The 17,935-nt window shown below is 70.7% G+C and carries 18 protein-coding genes; 11 read left to right on the top strand and 7 right to left on the bottom strand.

Features of this window, described 5'->3' with window-relative positions:
• Nucleotides 1-7: 7 nt before the first annotated feature.
• The gene (locus AB0F17_RS48680; protein WP_358038182.1) at nucleotides 8-1,261 is read right to left on the bottom strand and encodes an NAD(P)/FAD-dependent oxidoreductase; all 1,254 of its coding nucleotides are present in this window, start codon (nucleotides 1,259-1,261) and stop codon (nucleotides 8-10) included.
• Nucleotides 1,262-1,325: 64 nt separating this feature from the next.
• Here AB0F17_RS48680 and AB0F17_RS48675 point away from each other — a divergent pair, with 64 nt between their 5' ends.
• The gene (locus AB0F17_RS48675; RefSeq protein WP_358038179.1) at nucleotides 1,326-1,811 is read left to right on the top strand and encodes a MarR family transcriptional regulator; all 486 of its coding nucleotides are present in this window, start codon (nucleotides 1,326-1,328) and stop codon (nucleotides 1,809-1,811) included.
• A gap of 76 nt (nucleotides 1,812-1,887) precedes the next feature.
• Here AB0F17_RS48675 and AB0F17_RS48670 read toward each other — a convergent pair whose 3' ends face one another.
• Together AB0F17_RS48670 and AB0F17_RS48665 are read right to left on the bottom strand one after the other, a co-directional pair.
• Nucleotides 1,888-2,358 carry a VOC family protein gene (locus AB0F17_RS48670; protein ID WP_358038176.1) on the bottom strand — a complete coding sequence of 157 codons (471 nt, stop codon included), beginning with the start codon at nucleotides 2,356-2,358 and terminating at the stop codon, nucleotides 1,888-1,890.
• A gap of 110 nt (nucleotides 2,359-2,468) precedes the next feature.
• Nucleotides 2,469-3,002: a TetR/AcrR family transcriptional regulator C-terminal domain-containing protein gene (locus AB0F17_RS48665; RefSeq protein ID WP_358038174.1), complete on the bottom strand. Its 534-nt coding sequence runs from the start codon at nucleotides 3,000-3,002 to the stop codon at nucleotides 2,469-2,471.
• Between the two features lie 92 nt (nucleotides 3,003-3,094).
• Here AB0F17_RS48665 and AB0F17_RS48660 point away from each other — a divergent pair, with 92 nt between their 5' ends.
• The 5 genes from AB0F17_RS48660 to AB0F17_RS48640 all read left to right on the top strand — a co-directional run bounded on the left by AB0F17_RS48660 (nucleotide 3,095) and on the right by AB0F17_RS48640 (nucleotide 9,193).
• A complete protein-coding gene (locus AB0F17_RS48660) occupies nucleotides 3,095-4,258 on the top strand; it encodes an NAD(P)/FAD-dependent oxidoreductase (protein ID WP_358038172.1) in 1,164 nt (387 codons plus the stop codon).
• Nucleotides 4,255-5,103, top strand: coding sequence for an alpha/beta hydrolase (locus tag AB0F17_RS48655; protein WP_358038170.1), 849 nt, complete (start codon nucleotides 4,255-4,257; stop codon nucleotides 5,101-5,103). Before AB0F17_RS48660 ends, AB0F17_RS48655 begins: the two co-directional genes overlap by 4 nt.
• Nucleotides 5,104-5,229: 126 nt before the next feature.
• A complete protein-coding gene (locus tag AB0F17_RS48650; RefSeq protein WP_358038167.1) occupies nucleotides 5,230-6,072 on the top strand; it encodes a universal stress protein in 843 nt (280 codons plus the stop codon).
• A gap of 241 nt (nucleotides 6,073-6,313) precedes the next feature.
• Nucleotides 6,314-6,727 (top strand): cupin domain-containing protein, encoded by a 414-nt coding sequence (locus tag AB0F17_RS48645; protein WP_358038164.1) that lies wholly within the window; start codon nucleotides 6,314-6,316, stop codon nucleotides 6,725-6,727.
• A 105-nt stretch (nucleotides 6,728-6,832) separates the two neighbouring features.
• The gene (locus AB0F17_RS48640; protein WP_358038161.1) at nucleotides 6,833-9,193 is read left to right on the top strand and encodes a DUF4118 domain-containing protein; all 2,361 of its coding nucleotides are present in this window, start codon (nucleotides 6,833-6,835) and stop codon (nucleotides 9,191-9,193) included.
• A 44-nt stretch (nucleotides 9,194-9,237) separates the two neighbouring features.
• Here the strand turns inward: AB0F17_RS48640 and AB0F17_RS48635 are convergent, their stop codons facing one another.
• The 3 genes from AB0F17_RS48635 to AB0F17_RS48625 are packed head-to-tail and all read right to left on the bottom strand — an operon-like array spanning nucleotide 9,238 to nucleotide 11,710.
• On the bottom strand, nucleotides 9,238-9,648 hold the full coding sequence (locus AB0F17_RS48635) for a DUF1232 domain-containing protein (RefSeq protein ID WP_358038159.1): 411 nt from the start codon (nucleotides 9,646-9,648) through the stop codon (nucleotides 9,238-9,240).
• Nucleotides 9,645-10,241: a Chromate resistance protein ChrB gene (locus AB0F17_RS48630; protein ID WP_358038156.1), complete on the bottom strand. Its 597-nt coding sequence runs from the start codon at nucleotides 10,239-10,241 to the stop codon at nucleotides 9,645-9,647. The genes AB0F17_RS48635 and AB0F17_RS48630 overlap by 4 nt, the downstream gene beginning before the upstream one ends.
• A gap of 29 nt (nucleotides 10,242-10,270) precedes the next feature.
• Nucleotides 10,271-11,710: an MFS transporter gene (locus AB0F17_RS48625; RefSeq protein ID WP_358038153.1), complete on the bottom strand. Its 1,440-nt coding sequence runs from the start codon at nucleotides 11,708-11,710 to the stop codon at nucleotides 10,271-10,273.
• Between the two features lie 57 nt (nucleotides 11,711-11,767).
• Here AB0F17_RS48625 and AB0F17_RS48620 point away from each other — a divergent pair, with 57 nt between their 5' ends.
• The 3 genes from AB0F17_RS48620 (at nucleotide 11,768) to AB0F17_RS48610 (ending at nucleotide 15,058) form a co-directional block, all read left to right on the top strand.
• On the top strand, nucleotides 11,768-12,433 hold the full coding sequence (locus tag AB0F17_RS48620) for a TetR/AcrR family transcriptional regulator (protein ID WP_358038151.1): 666 nt from the start codon (nucleotides 11,768-11,770) through the stop codon (nucleotides 12,431-12,433).
• Between the two features lie 204 nt (nucleotides 12,434-12,637).
• The gene (locus AB0F17_RS48615) at nucleotides 12,638-14,512 is read left to right on the top strand and encodes a glycoside hydrolase family 97 catalytic domain-containing protein (RefSeq protein WP_358038149.1); all 1,875 of its coding nucleotides are present in this window, start codon (nucleotides 12,638-12,640) and stop codon (nucleotides 14,510-14,512) included.
• Nucleotides 14,513-14,638: 126 nt separating this feature from the next.
• Complete coding sequence (locus AB0F17_RS48610; RefSeq protein WP_358038146.1) at nucleotides 14,639-15,058, top strand: hypothetical protein; 420 nt, start codon at nucleotides 14,639-14,641, stop codon at nucleotides 15,056-15,058.
• Here the strand turns inward: AB0F17_RS48610 and AB0F17_RS48605 are convergent.
• A complete protein-coding gene (locus tag AB0F17_RS48605) occupies nucleotides 15,048-15,734 on the bottom strand; it encodes a TetR family transcriptional regulator (RefSeq protein WP_358038143.1) in 687 nt (228 codons plus the stop codon). The genes AB0F17_RS48610 and AB0F17_RS48605 overlap by 11 nt on opposite strands.
• 46 nt (nucleotides 15,735-15,780) lie before the next feature.
• Between AB0F17_RS48605 and AB0F17_RS48600 the strand changes: the two genes are divergently transcribed.
• Nucleotides 15,781-16,665: a hypothetical protein gene (locus tag AB0F17_RS48600; RefSeq protein ID WP_358038140.1), complete on the top strand. Its 885-nt coding sequence runs from the start codon at nucleotides 15,781-15,783 to the stop codon at nucleotides 16,663-16,665.
• Nucleotides 16,662-17,897 carry a methyltransferase gene (locus tag AB0F17_RS48595; RefSeq protein WP_358038137.1) on the top strand — a complete coding sequence of 412 codons (1,236 nt, stop codon included), beginning with the start codon at nucleotides 16,662-16,664 and terminating at the stop codon, nucleotides 17,895-17,897. Before AB0F17_RS48600 ends, AB0F17_RS48595 begins: the two co-directional genes overlap by 4 nt.
• Nucleotides 17,898-17,935 lie beyond the last annotated feature (38 nt).

The raw sequence follows: 17,935 nt of genomic DNA, 5'->3' as shown, positions 1-17,935 counted from the left end.
GCATCGGCTAGGCGCCCCGGTAGTCGTACAGGTCGGCGAGGAACTTCCTGCGCAGCGCCGGGACCTTGCTGGTGAGGCTGAAGTACGACCGGGCCGCGAACAGGGCGATCCTGCCCGTGAACGGCTTGTAGAGCGGGTCGTCGCCGCTGGTGCCGTTGTTGTCGAGCGAGTCGGCGACCCTGGCGAAGCCGTACGGGATCATCTCGGCCTCGTAGTCGGCGACGGCCCGCAGCAGGTCCTTGCGGCCCGAGGCGGCGGCGGTGAGCTCGCGGCACAGCAGGGCGGCGTCGCGCAGTGCCGTGTTGGCGCCGACTCCCTGGCCTGGTGTCATCGTGTGGACGGCGTCCCCGAGCAGGGTGATGGTGGTGCTCTGCCACGGCTCGACCGGTACGGAGGTGGCGATGCGTACAGGGAAGGCCGCGGCGGGGTCCGACAGCTCGAACAGCTTGCGCAGGTGGGGATGCCAGTCGCCGGTGGCGGCCAGCGCGACCTTGACCAGCTCCTCGCCGCGCAGCTGTGCGGTGCCGGCCGGAAAGCGGCCGTCGGCGCTCCAGATCGACAGGTTGAGATAGTCGTCGGAGTCCGCCGACCCGTCGAACTCCATCACGTGGAGCATGCCGATCAGCCCGCGCGTGGCGAAGATCAACGAGAGCCCGAACAGAGCCTGCTCCGGCAGCAGGGCGCGGATATCCGGGGTGAGCGGGGTCTTGGTGGCGATCGCGGTGATGCCCGTGTCCTTGATCTGTGCGTGCGGCAGGTACTGGCGTCGTACGGCCGAGCGGGTGCCCTCCGCCGAGACCAGGACGTCGCCGGTGGCGCTGGTGCCGTCGTCGAAGTGGGCCGTGACGGTGCCGTCGTCGTGGCGTTCGTAGTGGGTGAAGACCTTGCCGAAGTGGACGACGTCCTCCATGCCGGTGAACAGCACCCGCCGCAGCGTCGCTCGCGACACCGACCGTTCGCTGTCGATGTCGTCGCGGTCGTCGCGCAGCGGAATCGAGGCCGTCAGGCGCATCTTCTCGGTGAGCACGTTGAAGTAGCGGGGCGTACGCGCGCAGGTCGCGACGAAGACGTCGAACAGTCCGGGCGGCAGGCACTCCTTGAGCGCCCGGTTGCCGGTCGGGTCGATGCCCACGCGGTAGCCGTACAGGCCGTCGGTACGGGAGCCGTACCGCTCGTAGACCGCGACGGAGACCCCGGCTCGCTTGAGCCCGTGCGCCAGGCACATTCCTCCGGTGCCGCCGCCGATGATGATCACATGCATGATGGTGGATCCTCGTGTATCTTGATGGTCGAGACATCATTAGCTTGATAGCCAAGAGGCTCGAATGTCAAGAGAAAACCTGGAAGCGCTCCGTCAGGCCGTGGGCGTGGAGACGCAATCGCTGCAGTCAGCGGTCGACGCCTTCGACGAGGCGGCCGCCGGTGTGCTGGGCGTCAACCGCACCGATCTGCGCTGCCTGGAGGCGCTCTTCCAGGGAGATCGGCTGACCCCCGGCGTGCTCGGGCCCGCTCTGGGGCTGACCACGGGCAGCGTGACGGCGATGCTCGACCGGCTGGAGCGGCTCGGCTACGTGACCCGCTCTTCCGACCCCTCGGACCGGCGCAAGGTGGTGGTGGGGATCACCGAGGAGGCGACCCGCAAGGTCTGGGACCTCTACGGGCCGATCGTCGCGGACAGCGACGAGTTCATGAAGGAGTACACGGCGGCGGAACTGACCGTGCTGTCGGGGTATCTGCGCCGCTCACGCGAGCTGTACGACCGCCACCTGGCGCGGGCGCGCGCGATGCCCGCCGCGGCGAAGCGCCGGTGAGATCACCGGAACCGAGCCCCGGACCGCCCAGGTGACCATGACGGTCACCGGGCGGTACGAGGGGACGGCTGACCGCTCAGAGCCCGGCGGCCTCTTCCAGGGCGCTGATGTCGATCTTCCGCATGCCCATCATGGCCTTCATGACCTGCTGCGCCTTGGCCGGGTCGGGGTTGCTCAGCAGCTCCGGCAGCGCTCGGGGGACGATCTGCCAGGACAGGCCCCACCGGTCCTTCAGCCAGCCACACTGCGACTCCTCGCCGCCATCCGTGAGCTTGGCCCACAGCTCGTCGACCTCCTCCTGCGACCCGCAGTCGACGAACAGGGAGATCGCCTCGGTGAACCTGAACTGCGGGCCACCGTTCAGCGCGAGGAACCGCTGGCCCGCCAGCTCGAACGCCACCATCATGGCCGTCCCCGCCGGTCCCGGCCCCGCGTCGCCGTAGCGGTTGACTTCGAGGATCCGCGAGTCCTCGAAGATCGAGGTGTAGAACTCGGCCGCCTCTTCGGCCTGGTTGTCGAACCACAGGTACGTGGTGATCTTCTGCATCGTGCGCTCCTCCGCGTTCGGGATGGTGTGTCCCGTGCTGTCCTGTCGCTGACGCGTCGAACGGGCCTACGGCGATTCGACACAGCGCAGCGAGAATTTTTCCGTGGATTTCACAAAGATCCTTTGACTCCGGCGATGATCAATTCGACGCCCTCGCGGAAGGCGCGGTCGCGGAGTTCCCTGGGCTGGCTCCCGCGGGCCTGTTCCTCGGTCGTGTAGCCGTTGACGTAGGCCATGACGGTGTCCACGGCGACGGCGGCCGTGCCCGCGGGGACGCCCGCGGCCGCCAGGGTGGCGATGAGGTCGTGGTAGAAGGCGACGGCCTCTTTGCCCGGGTTCTGGAAGGTGGACAAGAGGCGCGCGCCATCGCGGTGGGCCAGCATGAGCTCGCGCGTGCCGATGGCGAGGCCGCGCAGTCGCTCGTCCCAGGGGCCGTCGAGTGGCGGGACGGCGTCGGCCGGTGGGATGACCAGGTGCGCGACCATGGCGTCCAGCAGGGCCTGCTTGCTGGGGTAATGCCGGTACAGCGCGCCCGCCTGCACGCCGAGCCGGCTCGCCAGCAGCCGCATGGTGAGACCGTCCAGGCCGACCTCGTCGAGCAGTTCGATCGCTGCCTGAAGCACCTCGGCACGCCGCTGCCCCATCGAATCCTCCAAAAGTCCCGGTTGACAATCCGGCTCCGCGTACGTGAACAATGTACACGTGAACGTTGTTCACGTCGGAGACGGAGGGTTTCATGACCGAGCAAGGCGTGGGACGGGTGCTGGTGATCGGGGCGGGCCTCGGCGGGCTGACGCTCGCGCACGCGCTCGTCCGTGCGGGCATCGACGTACGTGTGTACGAGGCGGATGACGGCAGCGGCGAGCGGTTCCAGGGATACCGGATCGGGCTGGCCGAGCCCGGGTTGGCCGCGCTGCGCGCGAGCCTGTCGCCGCGGCTCTACGACCTGGTCGAGATCACCAGCGGGAGCCTTACGGGGCCCGGACTGCTGTTCGACGAGCGGCTCACGGTGCTCAGCCGCGACCTGGAGGGGCCGTCGGCGGAGGCCAGGGCGGTGGACCGGCAGGTGCTGCGGCGGATCCTGCTCGGCGATCTGGGGGACCGGGTCGCGCACGGCAAGCGGCTGAGGGGTTTCGCGGAGGAGGCGGACGGGAGCGTGACCGCGCGCTTCGCCGACGGCACGCAGGCAACGGGTGCGGTGCTGGTCGGCGCCGACGGCGGGAACTCCGTGGTGCGGCGGCACCTGGTGCCCGAGGTCGGACTCGTCGACTCGGACCTGTGCGGAGCGATGGGGCGCACGCCGATCACCGACCGCTTCCTGCGGCTGGTGCCGGGGCGCGGCACGATGGTCAAGGGTCCCGGGGTCACGCTGATGCTGGGGCGGATGCAGTTCGGCAGGGAACCGTCCGAGGCCGCCGCCGAGCTCGCTCCCGGGCTGGAGATGCCCTACCGGGACAGCTACGTACGGTGGGTGCTGCTGGTCCCGCCGGAGCACCCGGCGGTCACCGAGTCGGGGGACGCGCGCGAGCTGGTGCTGGACCTCATCGACGGCTGGCACCCCGACCTGCGGGATCTGGTGAGCTCCGCCGACATGAGCGCCGTGGGCCGGTCCAAGATCTACGACCGGCCGATGCCGTCCTGGCCGGTGGGCCGGGTCACGCTGCTCGGCGACGCCGCCCACCTGACACTGGCCAGCGGCGGGAACGGCGCGAACACCGCCATGCAGGACGCCGTACGACTGTCGGCCCGGCTGGCCGAGGCCGACCGGGGCGAGCGGGACCTGACGTCGGCGCTGGGGGAGTACCAGGACGATCTGCTCGACCGCGGGAACGCGGCGGTGGAGCACGGCAAGGAGGCGCTGAAGAGGTTCGTCCGTCCGCAGCCGCAGGAGACGCCGTGAAGGAGCGCGACTACAGCACAGGCCAGGTCCGATCCGCCGACGGGACCACGATCGGCTACCGGCGATGCGGCCGCGGACCCGGACTGATCCTCCTGCACGGCGGCATGCTGGCGGCGCAGCACTTCATGAAGCTCGCCGCCGCTCTGTCCGCCGACTTCACCGTCTACGTGCCCGATCGGCGTGGACGCGGGCTGAGCGGACCCCATGGTGCTGACTTCGGCGTCATGCGGGAGGTCGAGGACCTGCGGGCACTCGTCACGGCGACCGGGGCGACGCGGGTCTTCGGACTGAGCTCGGGTGCGCTCGTCACCTTGCGCACGGCCCTCACCACCCCCGCCCTTGACCGGATCGCCCTGTACGAGCCGCCGCTGTCCATCGACGGTTCGATGCCGATGGGCTGGGTGGCGCGCTACGACCGGGAGATCGCCGCCGGCAAGATCGGTTCCGCGCTGGTGACGGCGCTGAAGGGCCTTGACGCCGCACCGGTGCTCGGCCGGGTCCCGCGCTTCGTCCTCGTGCCGTTCATGGCGATCGGCATGCGCGTTCAGGGCGACCTGCCCGAGGACGACGTACCGATCGAAGCGCTGGTCCCCACCCAGCACTTCGACATGCGGCTGGTCCGGGAGATGGCCGGCACGGTCAAGGACTATGCGGCGCTCGACGCGCGGGTCCTGCTGCTCGGCGGCTCGAAGAGCCCGGCGTACCTCGACCGCACGCTGGACGAGCTCGCCGCCACGCTCCCGCACGCACGACGTGTCACGCTCGCGGGCCTGGGGCACTCGGGCCCGGAGGATCATCCGCAGGTCGTGGGGGCGGCTCTGCACGAGTTCTTCGGCACACCCTGACGGGCCGTGGCGGACGGTCATGACGCTGGAACACCAGGGTCCTTCGCCTCTTGCCTGACGGACTTCCGGCCCTGCACCGGCGGCCGGTGAGCGAGTGCGATGGGAGGGAGCGAAGGAGGACAGATCATGATCGTCGTAGGGGTGGACGGCTCGGTGACCGCGCGGGCCGCGGTGGAGTGGGCGGTCAACGACGCCCTCCGGATGAAGGAGCCGCTGCGGATCGTGCATGCGGTGGATCGTTCGCCGTACCAGATCGGTAAGTTCCCCAGCGCGGCGTTGCCCGACACGCTGCTGCGTGAGGGGCAGCGGATCCTGCGTGAAGCGTTGGCGCTGGCCCGTGAGCGGCAGCCCGGGGTCGAGGTCACGATGGAGGACATCGAGGGCGCGCCCGCCGAGGTGCTGCGCGCGCAGGCCGGGGACGCGACCGAGATCGTGCTGGGCAGCCGCGGGCTCGGCGGGTTCGTCGGCGCGTTGCTGGGCTCGGTCAGTACGCACGTGGCGGGGCGGGTGCGCTGTCCCGTCGTGGTGGTGCGGGGCGATCATCGGCCGGTGCTCGGCGAGATCGTGGTCGGGGTGGACGACTCGCCGCAGTGCGAGCCCGCGATGGCCTACGCCTTCCGGCAGGCTGCGGTGCGGGGGAGCGTGCTGAGGGTGGTGCACGCCTGGCAGTTGCCGGTGCACGCGTTCGCGCCCGAGGTGGTCTACGGCATGGACGAGGTGCGCACCGCGCAGTACCAGGTCGTCCTCGACCGGCTGGAAACCTTCAGGAAGCACTACCCGCGGGTGTCGGTGGTCGAGGACGTTCAGCAGGGGCTGCCGGTGGACGCGCTCACCGACGCGTCCGCCCGCGCCGACCTGCTGGTGGTGGGCTCGCACGGTCACGGCGCGCTGGGCGCGATGCTGCTCGGCTCGGTCAGCCGCGGCGTCCTGCACCACGTCCGCTGCCCGGTGGCGATAGTGCGCCAGTAAGGATCCGGAGGTGGTCGTCCTCCAGGGGCGGTGCGGTCCCGCGAGCACCCTGGACCAGCCGTTCAGGCGTGAACGGTCTTGTTTACCTGCTTCTGGGGTCTTTTGCCCGCAGCTCGATTGACCTTACTGGATCACTCCTGGTCGTGTGGTGATTACCGAATGTGGATATTGACCGTGGGGGGACGAGATGGCGGACAACGTAATCGCGCGGAAGCCCAGGGAGGGGGACGCGTACTGGGTGATGGGCGGTCTCTATGAGATCAAGGCCGCGAGCGACGAGACGGGTGGCGGCGCGACCGTCGTCGAGATGACCGTCCCGGCCGGAATGGGTCCGCCGCCGCACACGCATCCTGGTTCGGAAATGATCTACGTTTTGGAGGGAACGGTCCGCCTGCACATCGACGATCAGGTGGTGGAAGGCAGTGCCGGGTCCTTCTTCTACATTCCCCAGAAAACGTGGGAGCGCTTCGAACCCCTCACCGATGTGCGCCTTCTCGTGGTCTATTCTCCCGGTGGCATCGAAAGGTTCTTCACCGAGGTGGGCGAGCTGGCGCCGACCCGGGAGGCCCCGCCGTCGGAGCATCCGCTGCCCAGCCTGAAGGCAGTGACGGCGGCCGGGCTTCGCTACGGGCTGGAGATGAGACTTCCCGACTGAGCAGAGCGTTGGAATCGCGTCAACGCCATATGGAAGCCGTCAAGAAACGAAGCGGAACGGCAAGGAGGTGGGCAGCGTGCTCATCGGCCTGGCGCTCGACGGGCCATGAGCAGGGGGCGGCTACGGGTCTACCTCGGCGCGGCGCCCGGGGTGGGCAAGACGTACGCGATGCTCTCCGAGGGCCGCAGGGCGCTGGAACGGGGGAGAGACGTGGTCGTGGGTCTCGTCGAAACCTACGACCGCCCCCGTACCGCCGCCCTGCTCGACGGCCTGGAGCTGATCCCTCGCAGGACGCTCGTCTACCGCGGCGCCACGTTCACCGAACTGGACGTGGACGCGGTCATCGACCGCGCGCCGAAGGTGGCGCTGATCGACGAGCTGGCCCACACCAACGTGCCCGGCTCGCGCAACGCCAAGCGCTGGCAGGACATCGACGACATCCTGGACGCCGGCATCGACGTCATCTCCACGGTCAACATCCAGCACCTGGAGTCGCTCAACGACGTCGTCCAGCAGATCGCCGGCGTCCCGCAGCGCGAGACCGTGCCGGACGAGGTGGTCCGGCGGGCCGACCAGATCGAGCTGGTCGACATGTCGCCCGAGGCGCTGCGCCGCAGGATGGCGCACGGCAACGTCTATGGCCCGGAGAAGGTCAACGCCGCCCTGTCGAACTACTTCAGGGTCGGCAACCTCACCGCACTGCGCGAGCTGGCCCTGCTCTGGGTGGCCGGAAGAGTCGACGACCAGCTCGACCGCTACCGCGCCGACCACGGCATCTCCGCGACCTGGGAGACGCGCGAGCGGGTGGTGGTCGCGCTGACGGGCGGCCCGGAAGGCGACACGCTGGTACGGCGCGCGGCCCGCGTCGCCGCCCGCACCAAGGGCGCCGACCTGCTGGCCGTCCACGTGACCAGCTCCGACGGGCTGGCCGGCGGCGACCCGGTCCACCTGGCCCGCCAGCGCACGCTGGTGGAGAGCATGGGCGGCACCTACCACCAGGTCATCGGCGACGACATCCCGCGCGCGCTGCTGGACTTCGCCCGTGGCGTCAACGCCACCCAGCTCGTGCTCGGCGCGTCGCGGCGGGGCCGGCTCGCGCACATCCTGTCCCGGGGCGTGGGGGTGGAGACGACGGCACGGTCCGGTTCGATCGACGTCCACATGATCACCCACGACGAGGTCAAGAAGGGCCGCCGCCACCCGACGCGTACACGGGCCGCGCTCACCCGCGAGCGGCGGCTGAGCGGGTGGGCCATGGCGGTGGCCGGGCTGCCCGTGCTCACGGCGATCCTGAGCATGTTCCGCGAGGATCTGAGCCTGCCGAGCGAGATCCTGTTCTTCCTGCTCCTGACCGTCGGCGTCGCGCTGGCCGGCGGCATGTGGCCGGCGATCACGGCGGCCGTCGGCGGGTCGCTCCTGCTGAACTGGTTCTTCACCCCGCCGGTCGGCGGGCTCACGATCTCCGACCCGCAGAACCTCTTCGCGCTGATCGCCTTCGTGGTGGTCGCGGTCGCGGTCAGCACGATCGTGGACATCGCGGCCCGCCGTACCAGAGAGGCGGCCCGAGCCCGCGCGGACGCCGAGGTGCTGTCCACGCTGGCCGGGCATGTCCTGCGCGGAGAGGCCGCCGTGCCGTCGCTGCTGGCCAGGCTGCGGGAGACGTTCGGACTGTCGTCGGTGACGCTGCTGGAGCGCGTCGGCCGGCCAACGCCGGCCGACCGATCCCAGCCGAAGGACTGGCGGATCGTCGCCACCTCCGGCGGAACGCCGTGCATGAGCCCGTCAGACGCCGACACCGATGTGGTCATCGACGACGATCTGGTCCTGACCATGCGCGGCCACCTGCTCGACGCCGCCGACCGCGGGGTGGTCGAGGCCTTCGCCGCCGAGACGGCCGTCGCCCTGCGGCAGCAGCGGCTGGAGGAGGCGGCCGAGCAGGCCAGGCCGCCGGCCGAGCTCGACCGCTTGGTGACGAACCTGCTGGACATGAGCCGGCGGGCCGGCGTGCTAAGGCTCGCCCTGCAGCCGGTGGCGCTCGAAGAGGTGGTGCCCCGGGCGGTCGACGATCTCGGGCCGCTGTACGACCGCGTCGACGGCGACATCTCGATCGGGCTGCCCGAGGTGGTCGCCGACCCGGTCCTGCTGGAACGGGTGCTGGTCGACCTCATGTCCGACGCCGTCCGCCACAGCCCACCGGATCAGCAGGTCGCGATCACCGCGAGCCGGTACGGCGACCACGTGCGGATCCGCGTCATCGACCGCGGCCCCGGCCTGCCGCCGGAGGTGTACGACCGGGTGTTCCTGCCGCTCCAGCGCCTCGGTGATCGCGACGACCACTCCGGCGCCGGCCTCGCGCTCTCCCGGGGGCTGGCCGAGGCCATGGGCGGCACCCTCGTACCCGAGGAGACCCCGGGGGGAGGGCTCACCATGACCCTCACCCTGCCCATCTCGGCGAGCCCGGCTTGACGTCCGACAGGCCCCATACATTTAGGACGGGACCGGTCTCCTGATCAGGTCAGTCTGGTCAGGCGGCACAGCGCGGCGAAGCCGTCGTCGGTGCCGGGCCAGTGGCGGCGCACGGCCGGCAGACCGGCCCGGCGTACCACTGAGCGCAGGACGGCGGTGACGATGATGGCGTCGTCGGCGTAGCCGAGCACGGGGATGAAGTCCGGGATCAGGTCGATGGGGAAGGCCAGGTAGGCCAGCAGCAGTGCGAGCCGCACCCGTACCCCGCGGGGCAGCACGGGATCGGCGGCCAGGCGGCGTACCAGGCGCAGCACGTCGGGCAGCAGCCGCAGCGCCTCGCGCAGCAGTCCACCGCGGGGCCGCATGACGGCCAGCGTGGCGATGAGCGCCAGCCAGGTCACCAGCAGCGCGGCGGCGATCCCGATCAGCAGATCCCATCCCCACGATCCGGTCATCGCCGCTCGCTCTCGCGCGGGCTCGCCACCGTCGCCCCGCTCTCGATGGGCGTTTCGGCGGCCAGCGCGGCCTGCTCGAAGGCGGCCAGGTCGGCGGCCGCGTCCTCGACGGCCGCGCGGGCGGCCGCACCGATGGGGGCGGCGAAGTAGTCCCGCGCGGCGATCTTGGCCAGCCAGGAGCGGAAGCGCTCCAGATCGGCCTCGGACTCCTCGACCTCGGCGTAGGTGGTGCGGCCACGGGAGCGCTCGTGCTCGAGCTCCGCACGGAAGGCGGGCAGGCGCTCCAGGACCTCGGCGTACTCGGCGTCGCGCGCGGTGTCGAACTCGCCGATGATCTGCCGGCGTTCGGCCGGGTCGGTGATGGTCATGCGCAGGATCCGGCCGGTGCCGCCCTGCTGGTGCACCCGGTCGAGCAGGCGGCGCGCCTGCCGGGTGGTCTCGGCGCGTTCGGGCAGCAGGCACACCGACTGCTGGAGATAGAGCGCGCCGAGCGAGCGCAGCTTGCGCCACACCTGCACGCGCAACGTCCCGGCGGCGCCGGCGGTGGACACACTGATCAGCAACCAGCCCTGGTCTTCCGTAGTGTCCGTCACCATCGCATGTTACATCCGTTACATATCGGCTACTTGGTCGGCCGGCCCTTCGGCAGCAGATACACCAGGACGGCCGCGACGGTCGCGACGGTGAAGGTGAAGACCGAGGACATCGCCAGTGCGTGGGCCGCCGCGGCGGTTCGGTCGCCGCCGGCGGGGTCGAAGGAGTCGAAGAACACCACGCCGATGATGGCGACGCCGAGCGCGCCGCCCACCTGCTGCGCGGTCGACAGCACGCCGGAGGCGATGCCCGCGTCGTCGGGGTCTATGCGGGTCAGGACCGCGTTGAGCGACGGCGTGATGAGGAGCCCGCCGCCCACGCTCTGCAGCATGAGGGCCGGGATGACGACCCCCGGCGTGAACGGCAGGCCGCACGTCAGGACGGTCACGGTCGCCGCGTACCCGACCGCGAGCACGATCGCGCCGATCTCCAGGACGCGGCGGCCGTACTTCGGCACGAGCCTGCCGGCGATCATGCTGAAGACGAAGAAGGTCACCGCCGCGGGGGTGTACACCAGCCCTGCCCCGAGGGCCGACAGGCCGAGTCCGTCCTGCAGCGCGATCGACAGGACGAGGTAGTAGGAGGTGATGACGGCGTAGATGGCGAGGACGAGCACGATGCCGACGGAGAACGACCGCGTGGCGAAGAGGGAGATCCGCAGGAGGGGGTCGCCGCCGAGCCTGCCGATCCTGCGTTCGATGGAGACGAAGAGGGCGAGACCGAGGGCGCTCGCGGCCAAGCCGGCCCACGTCCACCAGGGCCAGCCCGCTTCGCGGCCTTGGATGAGCGGGAAGGCGAGCAGGAACAGCGCGACGCTGAGAACGACGACTCCCCGAACGTCGAGCTTGCGGGCGAGCGCCGCCCTGGACTCCGGTATGCGGCCGGTGGCGAGCCCGATCGCGGCGAGCCCGATCGGGACGTTGATCCAGAACACCGGCCGCCAGCCGGAGCCGAACAGGTCGGCGCTGATCAGCAGGCCGCCGACGACCTGACCGCCGATGGTGGCGAGTCCGATGACGACTCCGAGGACGCCGAAGACGCGATGCCGTTCCTTCTCGGGGACCAGCACGGCGATGACGGCGTACACCTGGGGCAGCATCAACGCCGCGCCCAAGCCCTGGACGAGACGTGCCGCGATGAGGCCGGGCGCCGTCTGCGCGATGGCGCACGCGGCCGAGGCCAGGGTGAAGAGCGCCAGACCGGCGATGAAGGTTCGTTTGCGGCCGTGCAGGTCGCCGAGGCGGCCACCGGTGATGAGGAACACCGCGAACGTCAGCTGGTAGCCGGCCAGGATCCACTGCAGTTCGCCGCCGGATGTGCCGAGGTCGGCCTGGATCGCCGGTCCCGCGACAATGACGATGAACGCGTCGAGGGTCGCCATGAACGCGCCGACCAGCACGATCGACACCGCACCCCACGGCGTGGCCGGTGGTGCGGGTTTCACGGATTCTTGGGTGGTGTCAGTCACGAAAGTGAGCGTACGATCGTTCGTACACTTATGGCAAGGGTGTGGCAGGATGGGGCCATGAGCGAGCTAGCACAACGGTCGGGTGCCGACGCGGACCCGGGCTCGTCCGAGCCGGTGGAGGCGGAGACCTCCGACCTGCGGCTGCTGCGCGGCGCGCGGACCAGGCAGGCGATCGCCCGCCACGCCGTCGACGTCGCGTCGCTGGAGGGGCTCAACGGGCTCAGCATCGGCCGGCTGGCCGGCGACCTCAAGCTCAGCAAGAGCGGCGTCGCGACCCTCTTCGGGACGAAGGAGAAACTGCAGGTCGCCGCCGTCGCGTCGGCCCGCGAGGCCTTCCTCGACGCGGTCGTCCACCCCGCGTCGGCCGCGCCCGGCGGCGCCTCCCGGCTGCGCGCGCTGACGGAGCACTGGATCTCGTACGCCGAGACGCCGCTGTTCGCGGGCGGCTGCTTCTGGGCGGCGAACCTCGCCGACTTCGACAGCCGGCCGGGGCGGGTGCGCGACGCGCTGGTCCGGCATCACCAGGGCTGGCTCGATCTCCTCGCCGGTGAGCTGCGACGGGCCGTCGACTCCGGCGAGATCGCCGACCTGGACGTCGATCTGGCGGCCTTCCAGATCGACGCCGTGTTCACCGCCGCGAACACCGCGTTGCGCCTGGGCGACAAGGACGCCGGGGACAAGGCCCGTCGCGTGGTCGAAGGGTTCCTCACGCCCCGCCGCTGACCGCTCGAAGGGTTCCTCACGCCCCGCCGCTGACCGCTCGACGGGTTCCTCATGCCTCGCCGCTGACCCGGTCGGCGGGTTCCTCGCGCCTCGACACTGATCCCTTCGGCGGGTCAACACGTTGGTGGGTGGCGCTGGTCAAGCGAAGATCTACGGGTTACGATCCGGGCACACATCCGATGTATGTGCCTCGCAGGAGCTCCCATGGCCGCGTTGATCCGTCTGTGCGTCGCTCTCCTCCTGGCCCTCGGCCTCCTCCCCGCGCTGCCCGCCCAGGCGGCCCGGGGAAGCTGGACGATCACCGGCTTCCCCGGCGGCCCCTCGGCGGAGCTCGTGCTCGACCCGCAGGTGGGCACCCTCGCCCTCGCCGTGACCCGCGGTGGCGTCCGGGTGCTGGAGCCCAGCCCCGTGGGCATCGTCACCGAGCGGGCCGACCTGTCGCAGGGCCTGCGGTTCCGGCACCGCCGTGACCGGGTGGTGGCCGAGCACTACACCACCACGGTCGGCAAGCGCCTCAAGCGGTGGGCCCTCATGCGGGAGGCCGCCTTCACCTTCGAGAACGCCGCCGGCGCCCGCCTCGACCTGGTCGTCAGGGTCGCCCACGACGGTGTCGCCTACCGCTACCGGCTGCCGGAGGACCACGGCGCGGTCCTGCGCGAGACCTCGGCGTTCACGCCCGCGCAGGACGCCACCGCCTGGCTGGCCGTGCATCGCCGCGACTACGAGAACCCGTTCCTGCAGTACCCGGTCCAGAGCGCGCCCGCGGCCGACTTCATGGTGCCCGCCCTGTTCGAGAACGGCGGCACCTACCTCCTGGTCACCGAGTCCGACCTCGACGGCCGCTACTCCGGTCCCAGGCTCACCCACGAGCAGGGCAGCGGCACCTACCGCCTGCAGTTGTGGGATCCGCAGGTCCAGGTCGGCGGGCCCCTGGCCACCCCGTGGCGCGTCATGATCGTCGGGGATCTGGCCACGGTCACCGAGTCCACGCTGGTGGACGACCTCGCCCCGGACTCCAAGGTCCGCGACACCTCCTGGATCAAGCCGGGCCAGGTGCTGTGGACCTGGCTCGCGGGCGGCAGGGAGGCCGGGCAGAGCCTGGACCTGCAGAAGGAGTTCGTCGACTACGCCTCGGCCCGCGACTGGCCGTACGTGGCGGTGGACGCGGGCTGGTACTTCCTGAAGGACCAATGGGACGTCACCGACCCGCAATGGCCGACCACGAGCTGGATACCCCAGCTTGTCGAGTACGGACGCGGCAAGGGCGTGGAGATCGTGGTCTGGATCCACTTCCGGGACCTGGACACGCCGGAGGAGCGCGCCCTGTGGCTGCCCACCCTGCGGAAGTGGGGCGTCCGCGGCGATAAGATCGACTTCATGGACGCGGAGTCGCAGGAGCGGCTGCGCTGGTACGACGAGATCCTGCCCGCCACCGGCGAGAACCACCTGATGGTCAACTTCCACGGCTCGACCATCCCCAAGGGCATCCACCGCACCTGGCCGCAGGTGATGACCATGGAAGGCGTGCACGGCGGCGAGAAGCGCACCCTGACCACCGCCCACCTGACGACCCTGCCGTTCACCAGGAACGTCGTCGGCTCGATGGACTACACCCCGATGGCCTTCCAGCGTCCGGCCCGGCCCACCTCCGACGCCCACGAGCTGGGCCTGGCCGTGACGTACGAGTCCGGTCTGCAGGACCTGGCCGGCACCGTGGCGTCCTACCAGACCCGGCCGGAGGCCGAACGCTTCCTGGAACAGGTGCCCACGGCCTGGGACGAGACGCGCCTGCTGTCCGGCCGCCCGGCCGACCACGTGGTGCTGGCCCGGCGCAGCGGCGACCGGTGGTTCGTGGGCGCCGGGATCTCGGGCGCGGCCCGGACGCTCGACGTCGCGCTCGGCATGCCGCACGGGCGGTGGCTGGTCGAGGTGGTGCGTGACGGTCCGGCCGGCCTGGTGCGGGAGAGCCAGGTGGTCGACGGGCCGCGCGGCCGGCTCTCGGTGGCGGTGCCGGCCGAGGGCGGGTACGCGGCGATCGCCTGCCGCTGGCATCCGGGGATCACGACCTGCGACCGATAAACCTCCGCTGCGACCAACTCCGTAATTGGCTACTTTTACCTCGCCACCACCCGTGATAAGCACGGGGCCATCGAGACGTACTGCATATTCATGCGTAACTTCAGTGCTCTCGAAAAAGGGAATGGCATGCTTGAGAACAAGAAGGTGCGCGCTTTTGTCTGGGCAAGTGCGGCGGCCGGCCTCGTCGCGGCGGTCGCGGGCGCCGGGGCCGCGGCGGCGGCCATCGCCGCCCCGACCAAGGTGACGGCCCCGTACGCGCAGGCGGCGGCCGTGGTCAACGCCGACGGAAGCATCAACCGGGCCAAGGGGATCGCGGCGGTCACGAAGCCTGGCACCGGGCGCTACTGCGTCGAGTTGGCGGACAAGGAACTGGACGTCACGAGGCTTGTTCCGTCGGCCACTCTGCAGTACACGTCCTTCGACTACGGAATCCGGGTGTCAATGTGGCCGGACCCCGCCTGTGGTACTCGGTCGGACACATTCCTTGTCATTACTGGAAAGCCACACATGTGGGAAGACCGGGCATTCTCCATCGTCATTCCGTAATTGCCTTCGGCGTCGACCCCGGCTTGCGGCGGCCGGGGAGGCGCATGGTGAGCAGCCTCGCGCGGGGCGCCACCCGTTCGGCCAGGTTGAACAGGGCCTCGGTCCGGGTGCGGTCGGCGTCGAGATGGGTGAAGAGGTTGACGCCGAGGTAGAACGTGATCGCCGCGTACGCCAGATCACGCGGTGGCAGCAGTTTGGCCAGGGGCGATCCCCCGATGACCCGGTCCAGGGCCTGCTCGATGAAGTCGATCCAGGGCTCGGACCGGGCGGTGATCTCCGCGCGGAGTTCGGGCCGGGCGATGCTCGCGCCGACCATTTCGGAGAAGAGCGTGATGTGCCCGCCTTCGAGGTCGGCCCGGTAGATCTCGCTCGCGGTCTGGACCAGTTCCTCGAGGTTCGCGGCCTTCTCCACGGCCTGCCGGTAGGTCGCCATGCGCTGCTCCGATGACCGGTCCAGCGCGGCGAGCAGCAGCGCGTCGACGCCGCCGAAGTGGTAGAAGACCAGCGCCGAGTTGACCTCCGCGGCCTTGGCGATGGCCCGCGCGCTGGTGCCGGCGTATCCCTGGCTCCGTATCGTCTCGGCCGCGGCGTCGATGAGCCGGTCGCGGGTCTCCGCACCCGCCTGTTGCTTTCCGGCCACCCGCACCTCCCGCTTGACAGAGTCCCGCGTCCTCATCGTACAGTTTAATCACCTGATTAAATCTCTCGATTAAGAGGTACGTGTGGAGCCTGAACGCCAACCGCAGGCGAGAGCGCGGCGCACGCTGGCCGGAGTGCTGGCCGCGCTGTTCGCGGCGATGCTGCTCTACAGAGTTCTGCACGAGGGGCATCTGGAGCAGACGGCGCTGTTCTACGTCGGCATCCCGGCCGTGATCGCCATCACCGTCGCCCTCACCGCCCGGGCCCGCAGCACCACCGGCATGGTCATGGCGTCCATCACCGTGGCCCTGGCCCTGGCCGGCCCGCTGCTCGGTGAGGGGATCGTCTGCCTGGTCATGGCCGCGCCGCTGTTCTATCTCGTCGGCGCGATGGTCGGGTTGTTCATCGATTCCGGCAGGCGCCGCGATGGCAACGGGCGGATGAACCTCCTCATCGCGCCGCTCCTCATCGCCGCCATGCTGGAGGGCACCGCGGCCTCGCTGCCCCGTGACAACGAGGTCAGCGTCACCCGGGCCACCGGAACCACGGACGTCGAACGGGCGCTGGCCGCCGAACCACGCTTCGGGCCGGTGGAGTCGTGGTTCCTGGCGCTCGGCTTCCCCCGGCCGTTACGGGCCGAAGGCACCGGACTGGCCGTCGGCGACACCCGGAAGATCTTCTTCACGCCGCGCCGCTCCCTGGGCATCGGCGCTCCCCTCGAACCTCGGTCCATGACCCTGCGCGTGAGCGAGCGCTCGCCCGGGCGGGTCGTGTTCGCCGTGGTGGCGGACACCACCCTCGCCCGCTGGATGGACCTGCGCCGGGCGACGTTCGACTGGCGAAGCGGCGACCTGAAGCTGACCCTCGGCTATCGCCGTACCTTCGACCCGGGCTGGTACTTCGGCCCGCTCCAGCGCTACGCGGTCTCCGAGGCGGCCGGCTACCTGGCCAAGACCTTCACCCCATGAACGACCCCGCGCTGATCCGCGGCGTCGCGCTCTTCGTCCCGATGGCCGCCGTCTGGATCGCGGCGGCCGTACGGCGGCCGGGGGAGCGGGACATCGCCGCGATGATCCTGGCCACGGCGTGGAATCTGCTCACCCTCGCGATCGTGAACGTCCTCGCCCCGTACGCGGGCTGGTGGCGCTTCGCCGCCGACGGCGCCGTCGTCGCGGGCATCCCGGTCGATCTGCTGCTGGGCTGGGCGTTGCTGTGGGGCGCGCTGCCCGCGCACACCGCGCGCGCCTATCCGCTCCCGCTGGTCCTGGCCGGGTTCGCCTGGCTGGACCTGGGTGTGATGCCGCTGGCCGAGCCGGTCGTGGTGCTGGGTCATGGCTGGCTGTACGGCGAGGCCGTCGCGATCGCGCTCTGCCTGCTGCCCGGCCTGCTGCTGGCCCGGTGGACCGCCGCGGACCGCCGGCTCGCCTGGCGCGCGTCGTTTCAGATGGTCCTCGCGGGCGGGCTCATGCTCGGCGCGCCCGTCGCGCTCACCGGCGTGTGGCGGCAGCCCGAGTGGGTGGCCGGGCTGCTGGCCCAGATCCTCGCCGTGCCGCTGCTGTTCGGTCTGGCCGCCGTCCGCGAGTTCGCCGCCGCAGGGGGAGGGACGCCGCTGCCGTACGACCCGCCGAAACGCCTCGTCACGAGCGGGCCGTACGCCTACCTGCGCAATCCCATGCAGGCCTCCATGGCGGGCGCCTACCTGGTGCTCGCGGTCCTCGACCTCCGGTTCGCCGCCGCTGCGGCGATCTGCGTCGCCTACGGCGCCGGGCTGGCCTCCTGGCACGAAGGGACACACCTCGCCACGCGGTACGGCCGGGACTGGGCGAGCTATCGTGACCAGGTACGCCCCTGGCTGCCCCGGATCCGCCCCTACACCGGCCTGCCGCACGCCGACGTCTACGTGGCCGCGACCTGCGATCGATGCAGCGCACTCGGCCGTTGGATCGCCCACCGGCGGCCGGTCTCGCTGCGGATCCGGCCCGCCGAGGGCTGTCCGCACGGCCTGCGCCGGATGACCTACGAACGCGCCGACGGGCTGCGCGCCCAGGGAGTGGCGGCCTTCGCCCACGTGGCCCAGCACCTCCACCTGGGCTGGGCGCTCCTCGGCTGGCTGCTCCTGCTGCCGGGGCTGGGCTGGTTCGCCCAGCTGTGCGCGGACGCCTTCGGCGCCGGCCCCGCACGGGCCGCGAGACCAACCTGATACGCAGCGGGGTCACAGTCGCTGCCTGTGTGGTGCGA

It is taken from the genome of Nonomuraea sp. NPDC026600 (genome assembly GCF_040638335.1).
In the GTDB taxonomy this organism is placed as follows: Bacteria; Actinomycetota; Actinomycetes; order Streptosporangiales; family Streptosporangiaceae; genus Nonomuraea.
This window is presented reverse-complemented; position numbering and strand designations above follow the sequence as displayed.